At 62.0% G+C, this 21,382-nt stretch carries 21 protein-coding genes, 2 tRNA genes and 1 pseudogene; 4 read left to right on the top strand and 20 right to left on the bottom strand.

What is annotated here, in order from left to right:
• Nucleotides 1-332: 332 nt before the first annotated feature.
• Nucleotides 333-1,262: an oxidoreductase gene (locus SA190iCDA_RS11250; protein ID WP_236101175.1), complete on the bottom strand. Its 930-nt coding sequence runs from the start codon at nucleotides 1,260-1,262 to the stop codon at nucleotides 333-335.
• Nucleotides 1,263-1,335: 73 nt separating this feature from the next.
• On the opposite strand from SA190iCDA_RS11250, the gene SA190iCDA_RS23155 reads away from it, so the two are divergent.
• Nucleotides 1,336-1,461 carry a hypothetical protein gene (locus tag SA190iCDA_RS23155; protein WP_268963894.1) on the top strand — a complete coding sequence of 42 codons (126 nt, stop codon included), beginning with the start codon at nucleotides 1,336-1,338 and terminating at the stop codon, nucleotides 1,459-1,461.
• 74 nt (nucleotides 1,462-1,535) lie between these two features.
• On the top strand, nucleotides 1,536-2,147 hold the full coding sequence (locus SA190iCDA_RS11245; RefSeq protein ID WP_070886992.1) for a TetR/AcrR family transcriptional regulator: 612 nt from the start codon (nucleotides 1,536-1,538) through the stop codon (nucleotides 2,145-2,147).
• A 338-nt stretch (nucleotides 2,148-2,485) separates the two neighbouring features.
• On the opposite strand, the gene SA190iCDA_RS11240 is transcribed toward SA190iCDA_RS11245, so the two are convergent.
• The 15 genes from SA190iCDA_RS11240 to SA190iCDA_RS11170 form a co-directional block, all read right to left on the bottom strand.
• A complete protein-coding gene (locus SA190iCDA_RS11240) occupies nucleotides 2,486-3,229 on the bottom strand; it encodes a zeta toxin family protein (protein WP_070886993.1) in 744 nt (247 codons plus the stop codon).
• Complete coding sequence (locus SA190iCDA_RS11235; protein ID WP_070886994.1) at nucleotides 3,216-3,488, bottom strand: hypothetical protein; 273 nt, start codon at nucleotides 3,486-3,488, stop codon at nucleotides 3,216-3,218. The genes SA190iCDA_RS11240 and SA190iCDA_RS11235 overlap by 14 nt, the downstream gene beginning before the upstream one ends.
• A 240-nt stretch (nucleotides 3,489-3,728) precedes the next feature.
• Nucleotides 3,729-3,805: transfer RNA gene (locus SA190iCDA_RS11230), tRNA-Pro, on the bottom strand.
• 88 nt (nucleotides 3,806-3,893) lie between these two features.
• Nucleotides 3,894-4,250 (bottom strand): MerR family transcriptional regulator, encoded by a 357-nt coding sequence (locus SA190iCDA_RS11225; RefSeq protein ID WP_013791840.1) that lies wholly within the window; start codon nucleotides 4,248-4,250, stop codon nucleotides 3,894-3,896.
• The gene (gene ihfA / locus SA190iCDA_RS11220) at nucleotides 4,231-4,533 is read right to left on the bottom strand and encodes an integration host factor subunit alpha (protein ID WP_013791841.1); all 303 of its coding nucleotides are present in this window, start codon (nucleotides 4,531-4,533) and stop codon (nucleotides 4,231-4,233) included. Before ihfA ends, SA190iCDA_RS11225 begins: the two co-directional genes overlap by 20 nt.
• A 3-nt stretch (nucleotides 4,534-4,536) precedes the next feature.
• Complete coding sequence (pheT, locus tag SA190iCDA_RS11215) at nucleotides 4,537-6,912, bottom strand: phenylalanine--tRNA ligase subunit beta (RefSeq protein WP_070886995.1); 2,376 nt, start codon at nucleotides 6,910-6,912, stop codon at nucleotides 4,537-4,539.
• Nucleotides 6,913-6,956: 44 nt separating this feature from the next.
• Nucleotides 6,957-7,973, bottom strand: coding sequence for a phenylalanine--tRNA ligase subunit alpha (gene pheS / locus SA190iCDA_RS11210; RefSeq protein ID WP_070886996.1), 1,017 nt, complete (start codon nucleotides 7,971-7,973; stop codon nucleotides 6,957-6,959).
• A 129-nt stretch (nucleotides 7,974-8,102) separates the two neighbouring features.
• Nucleotides 8,103-8,459: a 50S ribosomal protein L20 gene (gene rplT, locus SA190iCDA_RS11205; protein WP_013791844.1), complete on the bottom strand. Its 357-nt coding sequence runs from the start codon at nucleotides 8,457-8,459 to the stop codon at nucleotides 8,103-8,105.
• 27 nt (nucleotides 8,460-8,486) lie between these two features.
• Entirely contained in the window at nucleotides 8,487-8,681 is a 195-nt protein-coding gene (gene rpmI / locus SA190iCDA_RS11200) for a 50S ribosomal protein L35 (RefSeq protein ID WP_013791845.1), read from the bottom strand.
• 59 nt (nucleotides 8,682-8,740) lie between these two features.
• Nucleotides 8,741-9,292: a translation initiation factor IF-3 gene (gene infC, locus SA190iCDA_RS11195; protein WP_170833973.1), complete on the bottom strand. Its 552-nt coding sequence runs from the start codon at nucleotides 9,290-9,292 to the stop codon at nucleotides 8,741-8,743.
• A complete protein-coding gene (gene thrS, locus SA190iCDA_RS11190; protein WP_070886998.1) occupies nucleotides 9,292-11,214 on the bottom strand; it encodes a threonine--tRNA ligase in 1,923 nt (640 codons plus the stop codon). The genes infC and thrS overlap by 1 nt, the downstream gene beginning before the upstream one ends.
• Nucleotides 11,215-11,506: 292 nt before the next feature.
• A tRNA-Val gene (locus SA190iCDA_RS11185) sits at nucleotides 11,507-11,583 on the bottom strand.
• A 688-nt stretch (nucleotides 11,584-12,271) separates the two neighbouring features.
• Nucleotides 12,272-13,231, bottom strand: coding sequence for a PA2778 family cysteine peptidase (locus SA190iCDA_RS11180; protein ID WP_070886999.1), 960 nt, complete (start codon nucleotides 13,229-13,231; stop codon nucleotides 12,272-12,274).
• Entirely contained in the window at nucleotides 13,216-13,617 is a 402-nt protein-coding gene (locus SA190iCDA_RS11175) for a PA2779 family protein (RefSeq protein WP_070887000.1), read from the bottom strand. Before SA190iCDA_RS11175 ends, SA190iCDA_RS11180 begins: the two co-directional genes overlap by 16 nt.
• A gap of 162 nt (nucleotides 13,618-13,779) precedes the next feature.
• Nucleotides 13,780-14,673, bottom strand: a complete 894-nt coding sequence (locus tag SA190iCDA_RS11170) for a LysR family transcriptional regulator (protein WP_070887001.1) — start codon at nucleotides 14,671-14,673, stop codon at nucleotides 13,780-13,782.
• A gap of 150 nt (nucleotides 14,674-14,823) precedes the next feature.
• Here SA190iCDA_RS11170 and dkgB point away from each other — a divergent pair, with 150 nt between their 5' ends.
• On the top strand, nucleotides 14,824-15,627 hold the full coding sequence (gene dkgB / locus SA190iCDA_RS11165) for a 2,5-didehydrogluconate reductase DkgB (RefSeq protein WP_070887002.1): 804 nt from the start codon (nucleotides 14,824-14,826) through the stop codon (nucleotides 15,625-15,627).
• A 223-nt stretch (nucleotides 15,628-15,850) separates the two neighbouring features.
• On the opposite strand, the gene arfB is transcribed toward dkgB, so the two are convergent.
• Entirely contained in the window at nucleotides 15,851-16,264 is a 414-nt protein-coding gene (arfB, locus tag SA190iCDA_RS11160) for an alternative ribosome rescue aminoacyl-tRNA hydrolase ArfB (protein WP_070887003.1), read from the bottom strand.
• Nucleotides 16,265-16,409: 145 nt separating this feature from the next.
• On the opposite strand from arfB, the gene SA190iCDA_RS11155 reads away from it, so the two are divergent.
• On the top strand, nucleotides 16,410-17,537 hold the full coding sequence (locus tag SA190iCDA_RS11155) for a metal-dependent hydrolase (protein ID WP_070887004.1): 1,128 nt from the start codon (nucleotides 16,410-16,412) through the stop codon (nucleotides 17,535-17,537).
• A 146-nt stretch (nucleotides 17,538-17,683) separates the two neighbouring features.
• On the opposite strand, the gene SA190iCDA_RS23405 is transcribed toward SA190iCDA_RS11155, so the two are convergent.
• The 3 genes and pseudogenes from SA190iCDA_RS23405 to SA190iCDA_RS11145 all read right to left on the bottom strand — a co-directional run bounded on the left by SA190iCDA_RS23405 (nucleotide 17,684) and on the right by SA190iCDA_RS11145 (nucleotide 21,301).
• Nucleotides 17,684-18,388: a methyl-accepting chemotaxis protein gene (locus tag SA190iCDA_RS23405; RefSeq protein WP_419203918.1), complete on the bottom strand. Its 705-nt coding sequence runs from the start codon at nucleotides 18,386-18,388 to the stop codon at nucleotides 17,684-17,686.
• Between the two features lie 198 nt (nucleotides 18,389-18,586).
• A pseudogene (locus SA190iCDA_RS23400) lies at nucleotides 18,587-18,727 on the bottom strand (HAMP domain-containing protein); the annotation flags it as partial.
• A 1,185-nt stretch (nucleotides 18,728-19,912) separates the two neighbouring features.
• Complete coding sequence (locus tag SA190iCDA_RS11145; protein WP_070887006.1) at nucleotides 19,913-21,301, bottom strand: amino acid permease; 1,389 nt, start codon at nucleotides 21,299-21,301, stop codon at nucleotides 19,913-19,915.
• Nucleotides 21,302-21,382: the final 81 nt, after the last annotated feature.

Raw genomic sequence — 21,382 nt, 5'->3', positions numbered from 1 at the left:
TCGGCAGCTGCCTTCCACACACGCCCATCCTCGGCTTGCACGGCCAGCTCAGCACAAGACAGCCCCCCGAACTGCGCCTCGGCTACCGTGCTTTTGGGCGCCTGAGCGCACGCCCCCAAGAGCACGGGCAATACCAACCAGGCTGGCAAGCGGGCTGGTAATTTCATCTTCGCGCCGGCAGGACGAGAGGGCCTGGCAAGTGGTCGTAATGACAGGTTCATTCTGTGCTTCCAATAGCCGTGGGGTGGTTTTCTTGCCTTGGCACTCAGAGGGCATTCGCAGGCCGCAGCAGCAGCCGTGCTGCCTGTGGAGCAAGCCGATAAGCGAAGCCGCTACGGAAACTGCGTGCCGCTGAGCTCTTCGCTGATGGCCCAAAGGCGCGCGGCTGTACCGGCATCCTTGGCCGCGGGCGGCACTGTGGCGAAGCCAAGTGTGCCACGCGTTTCCATCAGGCCGGTGGGGCCGTAGTAGGCTCCGCCTTGCGCATCCTCAGCGGTGGCGGCATAGAGCGTCGGCAACGCGCCCTGCGAGGCCGGCTGGAACAGAAACGCCAGGTTGCGGCGGAGGAAACCCGATACACCGCCGCGATTTACCAACAGGTTGGTACGCGAGACGCCGGGATGCGATGCGATGCTCTTTATGCCCCACCCTCGTACATCACTGCGGCGTTGCAGTTCACGAGCGAACATCAGGCAGGCCAGCTTCGATTGGCTATAGGCAGCCATTGAATCGTAGGCTCGCTCGAACTGCATATCCTCGAAGTGAACGGCACCACCGCGGGCAGCAGCGATGCTGGAAAGGGTGACGACGCGGGGGGAGTCAGACTTCTGCAGCAATGGCAGCAGCTCTGCAGTCAGGGCAAAGTGCCCCAGATAGTTGACGGCAAATTGCATCTCGAAGCCGTCCGCCGAAGTGATGCGCTCGGGCGGCTCCATAAGCCCCGCATTGTTGATCAAGCCATCGAGACGAGGCAGGGTCGTGTTGAGGTACTTACCAAGTGCGCGTACCGACCCTAGGTCGGCCAGGTCGAGCGCCTCGAAGCGCACCAGTGCGTCGGGCGTTTGCAGGCGGATGTTCCTGATCGCCTCCTCACCCTGCTTCGAATCGCGTGCTGCGATCACGACCTGCGCACCCGCGCCCGCCAGGGCCTTGGCACTTTCGTACCCGATGCCACTGGTACCGCCCGTGACGAGGAAGATTCGCCCCTTCTGAGAAGGTATGTCGGTGAAACTCCAATCCGGCTTCGGCAGGTTCTGAGCCATCGAATCGCCTGCGGCACTCGCAGAGATCACCAGTAGGCCGAGAGCGGCGAGATAGTTTCGCCACCGAGAAGGCATGAGCCGTGCCTTGGAATCTGAGGTTGCAACCGCAGTGGCGATCACGGTGCGCGAGCGCCAGGTGGGGGTATTGGGGGCTGTCCAGTTCGCCATGATCTTTGCCTTGCTGCGGGAAGGAAGATAAGCTGGGTGCATATATTTAAGCACTGAGTGCAGAATTTAGTGCACCAAGTGCAGAAATGCAATAGGCCATTTAAAATGTCGGAAATCCATTCCCGCTCAGCCATGCAACCCACTGAAGGCTTGCGCGAACGCAAGCGCCGCGAAACACGTCAGCGTATCGCCGAGGTCGCATTGCATTTATTTCTTAAAGACGGTTACGACGGCACGACGCTGGACGCTATCGCGGCAGGAGCTGGCATCTCGCGCCGTACCTTCTTTTCATATTTCAAGTCGAAAGACGACATCATCCTGTTCGGGCTGGACGCCGATTCGGCCCAGCTGATTGCCGATCTGCTGACGACCTCACCCGACGTAGCGCCGTTGGATGCTGTTCGAGATGTAATGGTGAAGCGCATCGCGCGTTATACGAGCGAGGAAATGATCGCCATCGACAATCTCATGCTGTCGAGCGAATCGCTGCTCGCGCGCAAGCAAGCGCACTATGCGGAGCAGGAACGGTCGCTCTTCAACGCACTGTGCGAGGTTTGGCGGCAGCCGGAGCGCCGTCCAGCGCTGCGAATAGTGGCCATGGTGTCCGTCGGTGCGATGAGGGTCGCGCTTGCGTCCTGGAGAGAGCAGACCGGCGAGCGCAAGCCGGCAGCCGAATTCCTGCAGGATGCTTTCGAGAGTTTGCGCACAGAGCTTTGACCAGGCACTGCCAAGCAAAGCGAAGCCGCTGCGGTTCGTCGAGTCAACAAGACGGCCTGGAAGTAAGCCAGGGCCAGAGCTGAAGAAACGGGCGCAGTATGCAACTGGCCAGCTGCCGTTATGCCCTGCTCGACAACGGCACCGGCTCCAGCCTGGTGCCGTGGAAGCCGTGATCGAGCAGACGCTTGGGCAGAGCGTATCGACAGTGATTCAGGACAACAGCGCGTCATGACAACCTGGGTCGCCAGCGCGGGCCGTCGATTAGTTGAGCAAGAGGCGCCGGGACCAGCGCCGGCTCTTGCTGCAGCAACCTACAGTTCATCTTTCCCACAAATGGTCTATTTTTTTCCAGCCAATTGCTCGAGCGCGTCAACCGCAGCACTGCACCACTCCGGCACTTCGTCGAATTTGAACTCGACGGTCGAAGCGGCAGTAATTTCCACCTCAAGCACGGCTTCCGCCCCTGAGTTGTCGAAGAGATAAGCCCTACTGGTCACCTGAATAGCTTCCGGTAGCAGCTCCAGGCATCTGCCATAGCGGGAACGCACTTTATCTGGCGTAACATCATGGCCGCCCTCTCTTACACGGATAGCGACCCTGTTGATGTTGATCTCTGGATCTTCAGTCGCCACGAAGTACAGGTAGGTGCGATACCCGAGGCCCTTGGCCTTTTTGATGAACTCAACCTTGGAACGGTCTGACATGACTGTCTCGAAGGTGAAACTCGCACCACGATCGAGCAACTGGTGTCTGATGAAGTCGGCGATGACCGAGGCATGATAGGACTGCACCTCGATACCACTGGTTACTAACGCCTGACCGGCAATGGTGAAATGCTCGGCTTGAGATGCCAACTGCTCTCTAGCGATCAAAGGATGAGAAACGAAGAAGTCGCGGAACACTTGCTGAGTGGGATTTATCGCAAAAGGAGCCATATCGATAGCTCCGCCATCCTTGGCTTCGCGCTCCAGATCATCGGCATTGACGTAAATGTAGATCAGCTCAGGATCGAGGATACGTTTGATGGTGCTCTTGCCAGAGCCATTGGGACCCGCGAAGACACGGAGTCTAGGCCCCGGCATTCACCAGGACTCCAGAGCCGAGCTCGAGGGCAACGCCAGCTTTCACCTTCCGGCGAGGTTTGGAAGCACGAACTATCTGCTCAGTGCCATCTGCACACTCGGCAATTATGAATCCGTCTCTCGACAGCAGGACGGTCAGGCCAGAAGCTTTGGCTTTCTCATAAGCCTGCTTGGTTGCCAGTGACGCCTTTTCCGGAATTTGGGCCTCAAGCTCCTGGGTAGCTTTCTCAGATAAGGCTTTCTTGACTGCCTTCACCATAACTCCTCCTCACCCGTTTCCAGGGTCGCCTGAACGGTCTCATATTAGCCTGCAAACCCTTCCTTCGGAATCATACCTTACTGAGACCGGGCCGCATGACCGTTAGCTCGGCAGCCCGACCGGAACAGCATCTGTAGGGCCACAATCACCAGTGGGGAGGGAAAAATCGAAAGCCCTCAAAAACCTTCAGGCATAAAAAAATCCAGCCACCGTTAAGTGGCTGGATTTTCTAGGGTATTTTGGTCGGGACGGAGTGATTCGAACACTCGACCCCTTGCACCCCATGCAAGTGCGCTACCGGGCTGCGCTACGCCCCGACGGGTGTTGCTGGTGCCTTCGGCGTTAGCCGAAAGCGGGAGAGACTATAAACTAAGCATCTGAATTGTGGAAGGTTTTTCTTCGAATTCATTTGCGCAGGACGTGGAGTACATCTTCCAGCTCGGCGATCATCTGCTTGATGAGTTGCTTGTACTGGGTGGTGTCGTCCTTGGCTTCTTCGCCGGTCAGGCGCAGGCGTGCGCCACCGATGGTAAAACCCTGGTCGTACAGCAAGGCGCGGATCTGACGGATCATCAGCACGTCCTGGCGCTGGTAATACCGACGGTTGCCGCGGCGTTTGACCGGGTTGAGCTGTGGAAACTCCTGCTCCCAGTAACGAAGCACGTGCGGTTTGACCGCACAGAGTTCACTGACCTCGCCGATGGTGAAGTACCGCTTGCCGGGTATGACAGGCAGTTCGTCGTTATGACTTGGTTCCAGCATAGGCTTCAACCCTGGCTTTGAGCTTCTGGCCGGGGCGGAAGGTCACGACACGGCGGGCCGTGATCGGGATCTCCTCCCCTGTTTTTGGATTACGACCGGGGCGCTGACGCTTATCGCGCAGATCGAAGTTACCGAAGCCTGAGAGCTTCACCTGCTCATTGAGTTCCAGTGCCTGGCGGATTTCTTCGAAGAAGAGCTCCACCAGTTCCTTGGCTTCTCGTTTGTTCAGGCCCAGCTCATCGTACAGACGTTCGGCCATCTCAGCTTTCGTCAGTGCCCCCATACGCTAGTTCCTTAACGTGGCGTTGAACCTTTGTTCCAGGGAGGTGAGGATGTTTTGCGTGGCGGTGCTCACCTCATCGTCATTTAGAGTGCGCGATGGATGCTGCCAGGTCAAGCCGACCGCCAGGCTTTTTCTAAGCGGATCAATACCTTTACCCTGATAAACATCAAACAACCTGAGGTCGGTGAGCCACTCGCCGGCCTGCTCGCGAATGTCGGCCAACAGGTTCTGGGCAGGCACGTCTCGGTCGACCAGCAGCGCCAGGTCACGACGCACTTCCGGGAAGCGCGACAGCTCCTTGAACGCCGGCATGCGACCCCCGGTGATTTCGCTCAGCAGCAGCTCGAACAGGAACAGCGGCTGATCCAGGCCGAGGGTCTTGGCCAGTTCCGGGTGAATGGCACCCAGATAGCCGACCAGACGACCGTCACGCTCGATGCGTGCAGTCTGGCCCGGGTGCAGGGCGCTGTGCTCGCCCGGCACGAAAGCGAAGCTGGCGGCATCGCCTGCAGCGGCCAGCAGGGCTTCCACGTCGGCCTTGGCGTCGAAGAAGTCGACGCTGTCACGGCCATGGGCCCAGCTTTCCGGCAGGCGGCTGCCGGTGACCACGCCGGCGAGCATCGGCTCCTGCTTGAGCTCGTCCAGCTGACCGACGAAGCGCAGGCCGCTTTCGAACAGGCGCACGCGGGACTGCTGACGGTTGAGGTTGTGCTCCACGGCCTTGACCAGGCCCGGCCACAGCGAGGCGCGCATGGCGGCCATGTCGGCGGAGATCGGGTTGGCCAGGGTCAGCGGCTTGACGCCCGGGCTGAACAGCTCGAACAGCTTGGGATCGATAAAGCTGTAGGTGATCGCTTCCTGGTAACCGCGGGCCACCAGCAGGCGGCGCAGCACCGGCAGGTCGGCCACGGCCTCGGCCTTGGTCTGCGGCGCCAGGCGCGCTTGCGGGTAACGCACCGGCAGGCGGTTGTAGCCATACAGGCGGGCCAGCTCTTCGATCAGGTCGACTTCCAGGCTGATATCGAAGCGATGGCTCGGCACCTTGACCTGCCACTGCCCTGCTCCGCCTTCGATACCCAGGCCCAGGGCGCCCAGCAGTTTGACGATCACCTCGTCGTCGAGCTTGAGGCCGAGCATCTGCTCGACACGTTCGCCACGCAGGCTGATCGGTGCGATGTCTGGCAGTTGCGCCTCGTCCACCGCCTCGATGATCGGGCCAGCTTCGCCGCCGACGATCTCCAGCAACAGGGCGGTGGCGCGCTCCATGGCTTCGCGGGCCAGTTGCGAGTCAACGCCACGCTCGAAGCGGTGCGAGGAATCGGTGTGCAGGCCGTAGGAACGGGCCTTGCCAGCCACGGCGATGGTGTCGAAAAAGGCGCTTTCCAGGAACAGATCGCGAGTGGTGGCGCTGACGCCGCTGTGCTCGCCGCCCATCACGCCGGCGATGGCCAGGGCGCGCTGGTGGTCGGCGATCACCAGGGTGTCGGCACGCAGGGTGACTTCCTGGCCGTCGAGCAGCACCAGCTTCTCGCCCTCTTCGGCCATGCGCACGCGAATGCCGCCCTGGATCACGTCCAGGTCGAAGGCGTGCATCGGCTGGCCAAGTTCGAGCATCACGTAGTTGGTGACGTCGACGGCGGCATCGATGCTGCGCACGTCGGCGCGGCGCAGGCGCTCGACCATCCAGCGCGGGGTCGGCTTGGACAGGTCGACATTGCGCACCACGCGGCCCAGGTAACGCGGACAGGCCTGCGGGGCCAGCACTTCGACCGGGCGCACTTCATCGTGGGCCGGGGCGACTGCAGCGACCTGCGGGCGAGTGACCGGCGCGTCGTACAGAGCACCGACTTCACGGGCCAGACCGGCCAGCGACAGGCAGTCGCCGCGGTTGGGGGTCAGGTCGACCTCGATGCTGACGTCGTTGAGTTCGAAGTACTCGCGGATGTCCTGGCCCACCGGCGCGTCGGCCGGCAGCTCCAGCAGGCCGTCGTTGTCTTCGCTGATCTGCAGTTCGGAAGCCGAGCAGAGCATGCCGTTGGACTCGACGCCGCGCAGCTTGGCCTTCTTGATCTTGAAGTCGCCGGGCAGTTCGGCGCTGATCATGGCGAAGGGGATCTTCAGGCCGGGCCGCACGTTCGGCGCGCCGCACACCACCTGGAAGGTTTCGCTGCCGTTGCTGACCTGGCACACGCGCAGCTTGTCGGCATCGGGGTGCTGTTCGGTGCTCAGCACCTCACCGACGACCACGCCGCTGAAGGCACCGGCCACCGGGCTGACGCTGTCGACTTCCAGGCCGGCCATGGACAGGCGCGCGACCAGTTCGTCACGGGTCGCCTGGGGGCTCACCCAGCTGCGCAGCCACTGTTCACTGAATTTCATGTTGTCTGTTCTCCTGATCGAATTCGATTACAAAGTGCGCGTTACTAGCGAAATTGCGCCAGGAACCGCAGGTCGTTATCGAAGAACAGCCGTAAATCGTTGACGCCGTAGCGCAGCATGGCCAGGCGCTCGACGCCCATGCCAAAGGCGAAGCCGGAGTATCTTTCCGGGTCGATGCCGCTCATGCGCAGCACGTTCGGGTGCACCATGCCGCAGCCCATGACTTCCAGCCAGCCGGTCTGCTTGCATACGCGACAGCCCTTGCCGCTGCACATCACGCACTGCATGTCGACTTCGGCCGACGGCTCGGTGAACGGGAAGAACGAAGGGCGGAAACGCACGCCCAGGGGCTTCTCGAAGAACACCCGGAGGAATTCCTCGATGGTGCCCTTGAGGTCGGCGAAGCTTACGCCCTCGTCGACCAGCAGGCCTTCGACCTGGTGGAACATCGGCGAGTGGGTGATATCGGAATCGCAACGGTACACGCGCCCCGGGCAGACGATCCGGATCGGCGGCTGCTGGGACTCCATGGTGCGAACCTGTACCGGCGAGGTATGGGTGCGCAGCAGCATGTTGGCGTTGAAATAGAAGGTGTCGTGCATGGCACGCGCCGGGTGGTGGCCCGGAATGTTGAGCGCCTCGAAGTTGTGGTAGTCGTTCTCCACTTCGGGGCCTTCGGCGATGCCGTAACCAATGCGGGTAAAGAACTGCTCTACGCGCTCCAGGGTACGGGTTACCGGATGCAGGCCGCCCGATGCCTGGCCACGGCCCGGCAGGGTGACATCGATACGTTCGGCGGCGAGCTTGGCACTCAGCGCCGCCGACTCGAGAATCTCTTTACGGCTGTTGAGGGCGTCCTGGACGCGCTCCTTGGCCGAGTTGATCAGCGCGCCCGCCTTGGGGCGTTCTTCGGCAGACAGGTTGCCCAGAGTCTTCATGACCTGGGTCAGCTCGCCTTTCTTGCCCAGATAGTGAACCCGCAGTTGTTCCAGGGCGTTCACATCGTCGGTGTGACTGACAGCCTCGAGCGCTTGCGAGACCAGCACATCCAGATTTTCCATTTACAGACTCCAGATACGAAACAGGGGAAGAGCTTGAAGGCTCTTCCCCTGTCGATGACGTTTAGAGTCGACCTGCGGGTTACGCCTGTCGCCTCTACTGCACCGGGAAACCCGGTGATTGTCGGGGACTTAAGCCAGTACGGCTTTCGCTTTCTCGACAATCGCAGCAAACGCCGCTTTTTCGTTCACTGCCAGATCAGCCAGAACCTTGCGGTCGATTTCGATCGACGCTTTTTTCAGGCCAGCGATCAGACGGCTGTAGGACAGACCGTTGATGCGCGCACCAGCGTTGATACGAGCGATCCACAGAGCGCGGAACTGACGCTTCTTCTGGCGACGGTCACGGTAGGCGTATTGACCCGCCTTGATGACAGCCTGCTTGGCAACACGGAATACACGCGAACGTGCGCCGTAGTAGCCTTTAGCCAGTTTCAGGATTTTTTTGTGACGAGCACGAGCGATAACGCCACGCTTAACACGAGCCATGAGTAATTTCCTCTATCTTGACCGAGATTAACGAACGCGCAGCATGCGCTCGACTTTTGCCTTGTCCGACGGATGCATCAGTTCGCTACCGCGAAGTTGACGCTTACGCTTGGTGGACATCTTGGTCAGGATGTGGCTCTTGAAAGCATGCTTGTGCTTGAAGCCCGCAGCCGTTTTGAGAAAGCGCTTGGCAGCGCCGCTCTTGGTTTTCATCTTTGGCATGTTCGTAACTCCGCATTCAGTTGATATAGATAACCATAAGGCCTGCCGTGCCCTGGAGGTTATTTCTTGCGTTTGGGAGCGATGACCATCATTAGCTGGCGTCCTTCCATCTTAGGATGCTGTTCGACGGTACCGTGTTCGGCGAGGTCGGCTTCGACCCGCTTCAACAGTTCCATACCCAGCTCCTGGTGGGCCATCTCACGACCACGAAATCTCAGAGAGATCTTGGCCTTGTCCCCTTCCATCAGGAAACGTACCAGGTTGCGTAGTTTTACCTGGTAATCCCCTTCTTCCGTCCCTGGACGAAACTTGATTTCCTTGATCTGCTGCTGGTGCTGGTTCTTCTTGGCAATGGCAGCTTGCTTCTTCTTCTCGAAGAGGTGCTTGCCGTAGTCCATGATCCTGCACACAGGCGGCTGGGCGTCGGCAGAGATTTCTACCAGGTCCAGCTTGGCCTCTTCAGCGATCCTAAGCGCTTCATCAATAGAGACGATGCCAATTTGCTCACCGTCAGCGCCAATTAACCGAACCTCGCGTGCCGAGATATTCTCGTTGATCGGAGCCTTCGGGGCGCCTCGTTTATCTTGTCTCATATCACGCTTAATAATGATTACTCCAATTCTTGGCGACCACGCCGGGAAACCGCTTGCGCGAGCAATTCAGTGAATTGAGCGACGGGCATGGAGCCCAGATCGGCACCCTCACGAGTGCGCACAGCGACAGTTCTTGTCTCGACTTCCCGATCGCCGATTACCAGCAGATAGGGAACCTTGAGCAAAGTATGCTCGCGGATTTTAAAGCCAATCTTCTCGTTCCTCAAGTCTGACTTGGCACGAAATCCGTTTTGATTCAACGTTTTTTCCACCTCGAGGGCGAAATCGGCCTGTTTGTCGGTGATGTTCATGATCACCGCCTGGGTCGGCGCCAGCCACGCCGGGAACACACCGGCGTAGTGCTCGATCAGCATGCCGATGAAGCGTTCGAAGGAACCGAGGATGGCGCGGTGCAGCATGACCGGGCGCACGCGGCTGTTGTCTTCGGCGATATAGCTGGCGTCCAGGCGCTCCGGCAGGTTCGGGTCGTACTGCAGGGTGCCGCACTGCCAGTTACGGCCGAGGCAGTCGCGCAGGGTGAACTCGATCTTCGGGCCGTAGAACGCGCCCTCGCCCGGCTGGTATTCCCACTCCAGGCCGGATTCGTTCAGGGCGTCGGCCAGGGCGCCTTCGGCGCGATCCCACAGCTCTTCGGAGCCCACGCGCTTGGCCGGGCGGGTCGACAGCTTCATGGCGATGTCGGTGAAACCGAAGTCCTTGTAGACGTCCAGGGTCAGCTTGATGAAATCGGCCGCTTCCGTCTTCACCTGTTCCTCGGTGCAGAAGATATGCGCATCGTCCTGCACGAAGCCACGCACGCGCATGATGCCGTGCAGCGCGCCGGACGGCTCGTTGCGGTGGCAGGCGCCGAACTCGGCGAGGCGCAGCGGCAGATCGCGGTAGGACTTCAGGCCCTGGTTGAACACCTGCACGTGGCATGGGCAGTTCATCGGCTTCACCGCGTAGTCACGGCTTTCCGAGGAGGTGGTGAACATGTTCTCGGCATAGTTGGACCAGTGGCCGGAACGCTCCCAGAGGATGCGGTCGACGACCTGCGGGGTCTTGATTTCCAGGTAGCCGTTCTCGCGCTGCACCTGACGCATGTACTGCTCGAGCACCTGGTAGACGGTCCAGCCGTTGGCGTGCCAGAACACCATACCCGGGGCTTCTTCCTGCAGGTGGAAGAGGTCGAGCTGCTTGCCGATCTTGCGGTGGTCGCGCTTCTCGGCTTCCTCGATGCGCTGGATGTAGGCCGCCAGTTGCTTCTTGTCCGCCCAGGCCGTGCCGTAGACGCGCTGCAACTGCTCGTTCTTGGCATCGCCACGCCAGTAGGCGCCGGACAGCTTGGTCAGCTTGAATGCCTTGAGAAAGCGGGTGTTGGGCACGTGCGGGCCACGGCACATGTCCACGTACTCTTCGTGGTAGTACAGGCCCATGGCCTGCTCGTCCGGCATGTCGTCGACCAGGCGCAGCTTGTAGTCTTCGCCACGGGACTTGAACACCTCGATGACGTCGGCACGCGGCGTCACCTTCTTGATGACGTCGTAGTCCTTGTCGATCAGCTCCTTCATGCGCGCTTCGATGGCGGTCACGTCTTCAGGCGTGAAGGGGCGCTCGTAGGCGATGTCGTAGTAGAAGCCATCGTCGATGACCGGGCCGATGACCATGCGCGCAGTCGGGTACAGCTGCTTGACCGCGTGGCCGACCAGGTGGGCGCAGGAGTGGCGGATGATCTCGACACCCTCCGCATCCTTCGGCGTGATGATCTGCAGGGTCGCGTCGTTCTCGATCAGGTCGCAGGCGTCGACCAGACGACCGTCGACCTTGCCGGCAACGGTGGCCTTGGCCAGGCCGGCGCCAATGGATTGCGCCACCTCGAGTACGGAAACCGGGTGATCGAACGAACGCTGACTGCCATCGGGAAGAGTAATGGTGGGCATGGCGCCTCCTCTCCTAGTGGTGACCTCTACCAAAGGCCACATGGGTTGGGATGAGCCAGTAAGCGATCCGGTGGCGTATCTGCCATACAGAGGCAGGGGCCGTGAGGCCAACCGAGAACGAACCGCAGTCACTGGAAGGTGTGAAACGGTGGATGCTTTCAGAATCGAGCGGGCCTGACAAGGCAAACCGGCCATTTACGAAAATTTCCGAAACGGCGAGCGCGGCTCACGACCGAGAACGCAAAAATAACGCGCAAAAAAAATGGCCGCCGAAGCGACCATTTAAAGAATTTGGTAGGCACAATTGGATTCGAACCAACGACCCCCACCATGTCAAGGTGGTGCTCTAACCAACTGAGCTATGTGCCTGCTGTGGGTGCGCATTCTACGGAGCCGCGAAAAAGAGTCAACACCTTTTTCCGCTAACTGACTAAAAAAACTGAGTTTTTTTGATTTGGTGGGCGGAGTTGCCTTGCTACCCGCCGGCGCAGACCGATCTGCGCTCCCTGAGTATCGCTTCGCTCAACCCAGGCTACGAGGGGTTGTATTGTGTCGAGAGCGGAAAGCACTTCGAGCCGATTTGTATCTCGATTAAGGTATCCGCCCATCCTACGAGTCAGCGTTGCGATACGTGGGAGCGGGCCATGCCCGCGAAATTCGTAAGGTTGGCGCGCTCCCAGAGATGGTGTGTTTTCCAGATCAGCTATGTAGGGCGTCCCGGGCGGCGTTCCGTTCGCGAAGCAGTACGCCTTCAAAGGGCCCGGCGCGGGTTGGAGCGTCGAACCGGGCATGAACCGGCGGACTGTTCGCTGACGCTACGAGCGGCCGGCGTTCCGGTCCGCCCTACGGACTACGAGCGGCCGGCGTTTCACCGCCCTACGGACCAACCTGTGGGAGCGGGCGGGGACGCCTAGTTCATGCCGCGAAATTCGCGCGCATGGCGCGCTCCTACGATATGTGGTGATTTCCAGATTAGGTGGGGGCCTGCGCCCTCTTCTTTTGCGACACAAACAAAAACGGCGCCCATGGGCGCCGTTTGCTTTCCCGCATCACTCTGCTACTGAACCGGACAGGCCACGGGCGCTGCGCACTGCTCGCTGGCAGTGCCCTGCTTGCCGATAGCGTTGAAGCGCTTATCGTCCGGCGCCAGGCGCTGGGCGCACTGGCGGGCGCTGGTGGCTTCGGTCTTGCAGCCGCGTTCGTCGAGCACCTGGGAGAGGTTGAACCAGCCGGGCGCGAAATCCGCCTGGCGGCTGACGCTCTCGCGAAATGCCGCTTCGGCGCCGCGCAAGTCGCCGCCCGCATAACGACTGTTGGCCAGGGCGAACCAGGCCACGGCCTGTTCGGGCCAGCGCTGGGTCGCGGTGCGGTAGGCGTGCTGGGCGACATCCTTGCGGCCGACCTCTTCCAGATCCGCCGCGGCCTTGAGCCATACGGTCGGCTCTGCCGTGGCCGGCAAGGTATCCGGCGGCAGGGTCACCACCGCCCAGCGATTGCCACGGGCCCAGGTCTTGTCGAAAGCGGCGAACTCGGTCACCCAGCGCCGCGTGGTACCGGAACGCAGGATGAGTTTCTCTTCACGACGGTCGTAGCCCACCAGCACTGCGAAATGCCACTGCGGGTACCAGTCGAAACCCAGGTTCTGCAGCACCAGCACGGGGTTGCCGGCAGCCACTTCGGCGAGCAGCGAGTCGAGCCTGGGCTTTAGCGGGTAGACGAGCAGGTCGTGGGCACGCGCCGCAGCGACCATCTCGACCTGCAGGCTGCCTTCACGACCGGGAATGTAGACCTGGTCCTGCAAAAAGCCCGGCGTGGTCAGCACGCCGCGCTGGTTGAGCATGGTCGCCAGGGCGGCCGGCCCACACTGGTAGGCGGTCTGCGGATAGAAGGGAACGCTACTGAGTTCGACCCGCTCAGGCAGGCGCTGGGTCTCCGGTGACAACACCGGAGACCTGGCGCATGCGCTGAGCAGGACGATCAGAAGTGAAGCGCAGAGCAGTCTTAACGATTTACGCATTTCACGAAACTGAAGATGTCGGTGGCGCAGAGCATATCGGTGATGATGAAGATCACCAAGAACAACACGATGATGCCGACCACACCGGCACCTGCCGGGGCTTCGGACAGTTGCTGGTTGAATTGCGCGAGTTCGGCGCTGGTCAGGTTGTTGATGCGGTTCTCTACCTGATCACGCTCCACACCCATGGCGAGCAGCTTGTCCTTGACCTGCTGATCGTCGAGCATCGACAGCAGTTGCTGACGGTCGACCTGCTGTTGCTGTTCGGTCAGCACTTCACCCGTGCCGATCATCGCGGCATTGGCGAGCGGAACCTGGGCGATCATCAGGACATGGAACACTGCCAGCATGGCAGCCAGACGACGAAAGAACGGGGATTTGGTCATTTTGGTATCTCCTTATCAACCATCATCCTAGACCCATGTGGCACACAGCCAGTTCCGCCTTTATCTGCAGGTTGTTGGCCCTACCCTGCAGGCCAGTGGACACGGGGCCTCAAGCCGTCCGGGACGAGCCCGTGACAAGGCCACTCTCCAGCGCGAAAAGACTCAGGACAGGGTGCCCAATTCGCTGCTCAGGTAATCGAGAAAACAGGTGATGCGCGAGGTGAGCGCGGTGTTGCGGTAGTACACGGCGTGGATCGGCTGGCGAGCCTCCACGGTGTGCTCGGCCAGTACCTGCACCAGGTCGCCACGGCCGCGGTCCAGGTGGGTCATGAAGTCCGCCAGGCAGACGATGCCCACCCCTTCCAGGGCCAGTTGGCGCAAGGTTTCGCCGCTGGAGGCCTGCAGGGTCGGCACGATGTCCAGGCTTTCGCCCCCGGCGTGGCGCAGCGGCCACCGGTTGAGGCTATCGGGCTGGGTGAAGCCAAGCAGGCTGTGGCCTTGCAGCGCTTCGAGGTTATCGGGTGCGCCGTGGGCAGCGAGGTAAGCAGGGCTGGCCAGCACCCGCAGACGACTGCTGCCCAGCGGCCGCGCATGCAGGGTCGAGTCGCGCAATTGGCCGATACGGATGGCCACGTCGGTGCGCTGCTCGATCAGGTCGATGATCTGGTCGCTGCTGTGCAGCTCCAGCTCGATATTCGGGTAGCGCTCGCGAAAGCCTTTTATCAATGGCACCACCGCATGCAGCACGAAGGGCGCCGCGGCGTTGACCCGCAAGCGACCGGCCGGCGTCTGCCGGCGCACGCGCATCTGCTCCTCGGCCTCCTCGACGCTGGCGATGATGCGCCGCGCCTGCAGCAGAAAGGCCTGCCCTTCTTCGGTAAGTTCCAGACGCCGGGTGGTGCGCTGCAGCAGCGTGACGTCGAGCTTCTCTTCCAGCCGGCTGAGGGCGCGGCTGATGCCCGAGGCCGTCTGGCCCAACTGCTGCGCCGCCGCGCTGATCGAGCCGGCGGCGACCACGGTGCTGAAGGCGAGAAGTTCATCGAGGGAGGTTTTCATGGGGCATTCGTGACCATGGAGCAAATATGTTTGCCATGAAACCCGCTTTTTCCGCACAAGTCCATGGCACACACTGGCCCAAGAAACCCGAAACCACCCACGGGCAGTGCGGTCAGCTACAGACAGCCACCCGCTAGACAGGAGCGACACATGAAGCAGATTCCCGCCCTCGGCCTCGGCACCTACCGCCTCAAGGGCCAGCAGGTCATCGACTCGGTACGCAACGGTCTGCAGCTCGGCTACCGGCATATCGACACCGCGCAGATCTACGGCAACGAGGCCGAGGTCGGCCAGGCCATCGCCGACGGCGGCGTGCCGCGCAGCGAACTGTTCGTCACCACCAAGATCTGGGTCGACAACCTGGGTGCCGACAAGCTGATCCCCAGCCTGAAAGAGAGCTTGCACAAGCTGCGCATGGAGCAGGTCGACCTGACGCTGATCCACTGGCCTTCGCCCAAGGATGAAATCCAGGTGGCCGAATACATGGCCGCCCTGCTGGAAGCCAAGGCTGCTGGCCTGACCGCGCAACTGGGCGTGTCGAACTTCACCAACGCCCATCTGCAGCAGGCCATGGAAGTGGCGGGTCCAGAGCAGATCGCCACCCACCAGGTGGAAATCCATCCCTTCCTGCAGAACCGCAAAGTAGTCGCGTTCGCCCAGGAGCACGGCATTCACCTGACCGCCTATATGCCGCTGGCCTATGGCAAGGTGATGACCGATCCGGTGATCCAGGAAATCGCCAGCCGGCATGCCGCCAATCCGGCCCAGGTGGCGCTGGCCTGGTCGCTGCAGCAGGGCTTCGCGGTGATCCCCTCGTCGACCAAGCGCGCCAACCTGGAAAGCAACCTGGGCGCCTTGAAGCTCACGCTCAGCGAACAGGACATGGCCGCAATCGCGGGGCTGGAGCGCGGCGAGCGCCTGGCCAATCCGGACTTCGCGCCGCAGTGGGATTGAGCGCCCGGCTCAGAGCCTGTTCACGATCGTTATGCGCCTGAAGCAGCAACTACAAGGCAGAAGCGGACATTGAGCTTCAAGCCGCAAGCCTCAAGCTGCAAGAACAAGAGAGAGCACTGCGGACTGCTTTTAACCTGTAGCTTGGAGCTTGGAGCTTGCGGCTGCTTCCGCCACTTAACTGCCAAAATCGGCGAATCTGGGCTGAGCGATCATGAACAGGCTATTAGAAGTCGATCTTACCCCGACCCGCCTTGATCGCCCCGCGCTTGGTCTTGCCCTCCAGCCGACGCTTTTTCGAGCCCAGGGTCGGCTTGGTCGGGCGGCGGGCCTTCTCGGTCTTGCCGGCCGAACGAATCAGCTCGGCCAGGCGCTCCAGGGCATCGGCGCGGTTCTGTTCCTGGGTGCGGTATTGCTGGGCCTTGATGATCACCACGCCATCGGCGGTGATGCGGCTGTCGCGCAGGGCCAGCAGCCGTTCCTTGTAGAACGGCGGCAATGAGGACGCCTGACTGTCGAAGCGCAGGTGCATGGCGCTGGACACCTTGTTGACGTTCTGCCCGCCAGCGCCCTGGGCGCGAATGGCGGTGAGTTCGACTTCATCCTCGGGCAGATGAACACTGTGGGAGATGACCAGCATGGGGCGCCTTGTTTGCGGTGGGCGTGCAGGATAGCCCAGGGTAGACGCCAGCATGGCTGAAACCTTTGCTTGAAATTTCCCTCTACGCCCCGTGAGGCGCTCAAGTAAGTTAAGCGACCGCCTCCCACAGCTCACGAGAATACCCATGGATTCGATTACCCAGGCCGTACTTGGCGCCAGCATCCAGGGCGCACTGCTGGGGCGTTGGCAAGGGCGCAAGGCCCTGCTGTATGGCGCCGTGCTGGGTACCCTGCCGGATCTCGACGTGGTCATCGACTACGGCGACTCGGTGGCGGCCATGACCTACCACCGTGGCTTCAGCCATTCGCTGTTCGTGCTGACCGGCTTCGCCCTGCTGCTGACCTGGCTGACAAGGCAATGGCGACCCAATCCGGGTTACTCGACACGAAGGCTGTTCCTGGCGATCTGGCTGGTGTTGACCACCCACCCCATTCTCGATGCCTTCACCAGTTACGGCACGCAATTGCTCTGGCCCTTCGCACCGACGCCGGCGGCCTGGTCGAGCATCTTCATCATCGACCCGATCTACAGCCTGCCACTGCTGGGCGCGGTGATCTACGGGCTGATCGCCGGCCTGAAGGAAAAGGCCAACCCGGTGGTCAACTGGGCCCTGGCATTTTCCACCCTGTATCTCGCCTCGACGCTGGGCGGCAAGTACATGGCCGAACACCGCGTGGAGCAGGAACTGGCGCGCCAGGGTATCGAGGTCGAGGCCATCTTCAGCTCACCGACCCCCTTCAACACGCTGCTGTGGCGCGTGGTGGCGATCGAGGGCGAGGATTATCACGAAGCACTGGTCGGCTGGTTCGACAGCGCACCGCCGGTGCTGGAACGCATGCCGCGCGGGGCTGCGCTGGGCCAGGCCCTGGACGACTCGCCTGCCCATCAGCGGCTGAAGTGGTTCACCAATGACGTGCTGCGCTATGACCGGATCGGCGATCACCTGGTGGTGACCGACATTCGCCTGGGCATGACCGGCTTCCATCCGTTTCGCTTCGACTTCGCCCACTGGCAGAACGGTGCCTGGCAGGTGCAGCCCTATATCGAACGCTGGCCATCGGAGCGCGGCGACATGCAGCGCCTGGCCCTGCTCTGGCAACGCCTCTGGCAGCCGGCGACGCCCGTGCCCCTGGCCTTGTGGGCCAGCGAGCTGAACCATGATCCGCACGCTGATGGTTCGTCCGCCAGCGACCTGGCACCGGGGCGCAAAGCCGCCAGCTCCGCGAGCGACAAAGGCGACCCGGCGCTGTAACGGCGCCGGGTTGCGATAGGCGGGAAGGCGTCCGGGTATCGCTGGCTCAAGCCGGGCTACCCATGCAGCCCGCAACATGAGCCCAGACCGTAGCCCGGGTGGAGCGAAGCGATAACCGGGAAGCCTCTTCCCGGACACCTACGACATCAGGTTCTGAACTGCCGCACCAGGCCCTGCAACTCGACCCCGAGGCGCGCCAGCTCGGCGCTCGAGGTGGCGGTCTGCTGGCTGGCGCTGGCGCTCTGCTCGCCGATATCGCGCACCCGGGTCACGCTCTCGCTGATGGTCTCGGCCACGGCGCTCTGCTCTTCAGCGGCGGCGGCGATCTGCTGGTTCATCTGCTCGATGGTGCTTACCGCCTGGGTGATGCGGCCCAGGGCATCACCGGCCTCCCCCGCCAGGGCCACGGTGCGCTGGGTCAGCTCACGGCTGCCCTCCATCTGCGTGGCGGCACCATTGGCGAGGCGCTGCAGGTTGGCGATCAGGTTCTCGATTTCCTGGGTCGAGTCATGGGTGCGCCGGGCCAGGGCGCGCACCTCGTCGGCGACCACCGCGAAGCCGCGGCCCTGGTCACCGGCGCGGGCGGCCTCGATGGCGGCGTTGAGCGCCAGCAGGTTGGTCTGTTCGGCCACCGCGCGAATCACTTCCAGTACGCTGCCGATCCGCCCACTTTCCTGATTCAGGGCCTGCATGGCCTCGGCCGATTGCTCGACTTCCTGGGCCAGCTTGCCGACCTGGCTGATGGCTTGCTGCACCACCTGGTTGCCCTGCTGCGCTTCGCGGTCGGCGTCAGCGGCGGCCAGGGAGGCCTGTTCGGCGTTCTGCGCCACTTCCTGCACGGTAGCGGCCATCTGGTGCATGGCGGTGGCGGTCTGTTCGGTTTCAACCTTCTGGGTCTGCACGCCGGCGCTGGTCTGGGCGGTGATCGCCGACAGCTGCTCGGCGGCCGCGGCGATCTGCCCGACACCGTTGCCAATGCGCCCGACCAGATCGCGCAGACTGCGGGTCATGCCCTGCATGGCCTCAAGCAACTGGCCCAGTTCGTCACGGCGGTTCGGCGGCAGATCCTGGCTCAGGTCGCCGCCAGCGATACGCCGTGCGAACTCCACGGTCTGGCGCAGCGGCGCGACGATGGAGCGGCTGATGGTGTAAGCGGCGAAAAGACCGATCAGTACCGCCGCGAGGCCCATGCTGCCGAGCAGCAGGATGGCGTTGCGGCTGTCTCCGCTCATGGCCTGCTCTTCGATGTTCTTGGCCTGCTCGGACAGCGCCAATACCTGGTCGGCCTGCTCGAGCATGGCGGCATCGCTGGCCAGGCTCTGCTCGTGCACCTGCTGGAAGTTGGTGAACGCCTGCTGGTAGTTGGTCAGCGCCACCAGGGCGGCTTCGATGGCGCGCTTCTGGTCGTCGTCGAGCCACACCATCAGGCCGTTGGCCGAGGACTGCAGGTCGTAGCCGACGAAATTCCAGTCTTCCAGCGCGGAGGGCGAACCATCGATGATGAACTGGCCTTCGTGGCCGCGCAGTTCGAGCATGCGCTTGCTGAGGTTGGAAGCGGTTTCCGCCAGTGTCAGCGGGTCGCTGCCGCGCAACTGGTCGCCGGCCAGGCGCAGCTCCCGCACGGCGTCGTACATGCCCAGTTCGATCATCTCGAACTGGCTGCGTGCCTCCTGGGCGGCATCGTCCATCTGCTTGCGCGCCTCGTTGGCACGCGCCTGTTGCTGCACGCTGGCATCGAACTGCTGCAGGTAGTCGGCGGTGGCCAGGTCCATGGCCTGCAGACGCTCGCGCTCGGCAGAGGTGGCCGCGGCGATCTGCTCGGCCAGCCCGGCGCGCACCTTGGCCAGCTGCTCGCGCATGCGCTGGGCATCGGCTTCGCTGTGGCTGATCGCGTAGTCGCGCTCCATGCGCCGAGCGCCGAGAATCTGCGCGTCGATGGTCGACAGCGATACGGACTGGGCGTGGCCTCTCATCACCGCCTGCACGGCGACGAAGCCGCTGGCCGTCACGGTAACGGTCAACAGCAGTACCAGGCCAAAACCGACCAGAAGTTTCTTGCCGACGGAAAGGTCAACGAACAGTCGAGTGGCAGAATGCAACATCCAAGCGGCTCCATTTGTTTTTATAGATTGCGCTGCGCGGGTACTTCGTGACCGCGCGACCATGGCTTCAGGAAGTTAATCGGCCGCGTGGGGCAAAGCCTGAGCGAAAAAACACCATTCGCTGGCGCCAGCAAGTCGCCACTATACCGGCACATGGCCGTGCATATGCCCGCGCCTGCGACAAAAGGTTACAACGGGTACACGGGCGTCGACGAGTAGGCACAAATGCCACCCGCAGCATTGCGCTGCGGGGGGATGAAGCTCAGCAGGCGGTTAGCGAGCCAGGCGGCGCTGGCGGATCTGGTAGCAACCCCAGATGAACAGCAGCCAGAACGGAATGGCGAACACCGAGATGCGGATACCGGGGATGAACAGCATCACGCCCAGGATGAACAGCACGAAGGCCAGGCACAGGTAGTTGGCGAAGGGGAACCAGAAGGCCTTGAACGAAGGCTCGACGCCCTTGGCCTGCATGGCCTTGCGGAACTTGATGTGGGACAGGCTGATCATCGCCCAGTTGATCACCAGGGCGGCGACCACCAGGGACATCAACAGCTCCAGTGCGCTCTTGGGCACCAGGTAATTGATCACCACGCAGATCAGGGTGAACAGCGCCGAGAAGAAGATCGCCAGCACCGGCACGCCGCGCTTGTCGACCTTGAGCAGCGCCTTGGGTGCGTTGCCCTGCTCGGCCAGGCCGTAGAGCATACGGCTGTTGCAGTACACGCCGCTGTTGTAGACCGACAATGCAGCGGTGAGCACCACGAAGTTGAGCAGGTGCGCGGCGGTGTCGCTGCCGATCAGCGAGAAGATCTGCACGAAGGGGCTGCTGCCGTAGGAGTCGCCGCCGGCGGTCAGGGTCGCCACCAGGTCGTCCCAGGGGTGCAGCGAGAGCAGCACGGTCAGCGCACCGATATAGAAGATCAGGATGCGGTAGACCACCTGATTGATGGCCTTGGGAATCACGGTTTTCGGCTGATCGGCTTCGGCGGCGGTGATGCCCACCAGTTCCAGGCCGCCAAAGGAGAACATGATGATGGCCATCATCATCACCAGCCCGGACACCCCATTGGGGAAGAAGCCGCCGTGGCTCCACAGGTTGCTGACCGACGCCTGCTCACCGCCCGCGCCGCTGAACAGCAGGTAGCAGCCGAGCAGGATCATGCCCATGATCGCCACCACCTTGATGATCGAGAACCAGAACTCGGCCTCGCCGAATACCCGCACGTTGGTCAGGTTGATGGCATTGATCAGCACGAAGAACGCCGCCGCGGTCGCCCAGGTGGGGATCTCCGGCCACCAGTACTGCACGTACTTGCCCACCGCCGTCAGCTCGGCCATGCCCACCAGCACGTAGAGCACCCAGTAGTTCCAGCCGGACAGAAAGCCGGCGAACGGCCCCCAGTAGCTATGGGCGAAATGGCTGAACGAGCCGGCCACCGGCTCCTCGACGATCATTTCGCCAAGCTGGCGCATGATCAGAAAGGCGATGAAACCGCCGATTGCGTAACCCAGGATCATCGACGGCCCGGCCGAGGCCATCACCCCGGCAGAACCCAGGAACAGGCCGGTACCGATGGCACCGCCCAGGGCGATCAACTGAATGTGGCGGTTCTTCAGGCCGCGCTTGAGCGGGCCGGTCTGGAGCATTTCGCTTGGCATCTGTCACCTGTGGGTGATCGACCGTGACGGGATCGAACCCGCCTGGCTCGTGGCCTTGCGGAATGGCTTGAGTGCTTGCCG

Source organism: Pseudomonas argentinensis (assembly GCF_001839655.2).
Lineage (GTDB): Bacteria > Pseudomonadota > Gammaproteobacteria > Pseudomonadales > Pseudomonadaceae > Aquipseudomonas > Aquipseudomonas argentinensis_B.
Note: the sequence above shows the minus strand (reverse complement) of the source record. Positions and strands in the feature narration are given on the sequence as shown.

What these genes read in the sequence shown, in the direction of transcription:
- SA190iCDA_RS11250 (WP_236101175.1), bottom strand. Translation starts at nt 1,262, where the DNA reads ATGGCTCAGAACCTGCCGAAGCCGGATTGGAGTTTCACCGACATACCT.
- SA190iCDA_RS23155 (WP_268963894.1), top strand. Translation starts at nt 1,336, where the DNA reads ATGAGCCGTGCCTTGGAATCTGAGGTTGCAACCGCAGTGGCGATCACG.
- SA190iCDA_RS11245 (WP_070886992.1), top strand. Translation starts at nt 1,536, where the DNA reads ATGTCGGAAATCCATTCCCGCTCAGCCATGCAACCCACTGAAGGCTTG.
- SA190iCDA_RS11240 (WP_070886993.1), bottom strand. Translation starts at nt 3,229, where the DNA reads ATGCCGGGGCCTAGACTCCGTGTCTTCGCGGGTCCCAATGGCTCTGGC.
- SA190iCDA_RS11235 (WP_070886994.1), bottom strand. Translation starts at nt 3,488, where the DNA reads ATGGTGAAGGCAGTCAAGAAAGCCTTATCTGAGAAAGCTACCCAGGAG.
- SA190iCDA_RS11225 (WP_013791840.1), bottom strand. Translation starts at nt 4,250, where the DNA reads ATGCTGGAACCAAGTCATAACGACGAACTGCCTGTCATACCCGGCAAG.
- ihfA (WP_013791841.1), bottom strand. Translation starts at nt 4,533, where the DNA reads ATGGGGGCACTGACGAAAGCTGAGATGGCCGAACGTCTGTACGATGAG.
- pheT (WP_070886995.1), bottom strand. Translation starts at nt 6,912, where the DNA reads ATGAAATTCAGTGAACAGTGGCTGCGCAGCTGGGTGAGCCCCCAGGCG.
- pheS (WP_070886996.1), bottom strand. Translation starts at nt 7,973, where the DNA reads ATGGAAAATCTGGATGTGCTGGTCTCGCAAGCGCTCGAGGCTGTCAGT.
- rplT (WP_013791844.1), bottom strand. Translation starts at nt 8,459, where the DNA reads ATGGCTCGTGTTAAGCGTGGCGTTATCGCTCGTGCTCGTCACAAAAAA.
- rpmI (WP_013791845.1), bottom strand. Translation starts at nt 8,681, where the DNA reads ATGCCAAAGATGAAAACCAAGAGCGGCGCTGCCAAGCGCTTTCTCAAA.
- thrS (WP_070886998.1), bottom strand. Translation starts at nt 11,214, where the DNA reads ATGCCCACCATTACTCTTCCCGATGGCAGTCAGCGTTCGTTCGATCAC.
- SA190iCDA_RS11180 (WP_070886999.1), bottom strand. Translation starts at nt 13,231, where the DNA reads ATGCGTAAATCGTTAAGACTGCTCTGCGCTTCACTTCTGATCGTCCTG.
- SA190iCDA_RS11175 (WP_070887000.1), bottom strand. Translation starts at nt 13,617, where the DNA reads ATGACCAAATCCCCGTTCTTTCGTCGTCTGGCTGCCATGCTGGCAGTG.
- SA190iCDA_RS11170 (WP_070887001.1), bottom strand. Translation starts at nt 14,673, where the DNA reads ATGAAAACCTCCCTCGATGAACTTCTCGCCTTCAGCACCGTGGTCGCC.
- dkgB (WP_070887002.1), top strand. Translation starts at nt 14,824, where the DNA reads ATGAAGCAGATTCCCGCCCTCGGCCTCGGCACCTACCGCCTCAAGGGC.
- arfB (WP_070887003.1), bottom strand. Translation starts at nt 16,264, where the DNA reads ATGCTGGTCATCTCCCACAGTGTTCATCTGCCCGAGGATGAAGTCGAA.
- SA190iCDA_RS11155 (WP_070887004.1), top strand. Translation starts at nt 16,410, where the DNA reads ATGGATTCGATTACCCAGGCCGTACTTGGCGCCAGCATCCAGGGCGCA.
- SA190iCDA_RS23405 (WP_419203918.1), bottom strand. Translation starts at nt 18,388, where the DNA reads ATGGCCGCTACCGTGCAGGAAGTGGCGCAGAACGCCGAACAGGCCTCC.
- SA190iCDA_RS11145 (WP_070887006.1), bottom strand. Translation starts at nt 21,301, where the DNA reads ATGCCAAGCGAAATGCTCCAGACCGGCCCGCTCAAGCGCGGCCTGAAG.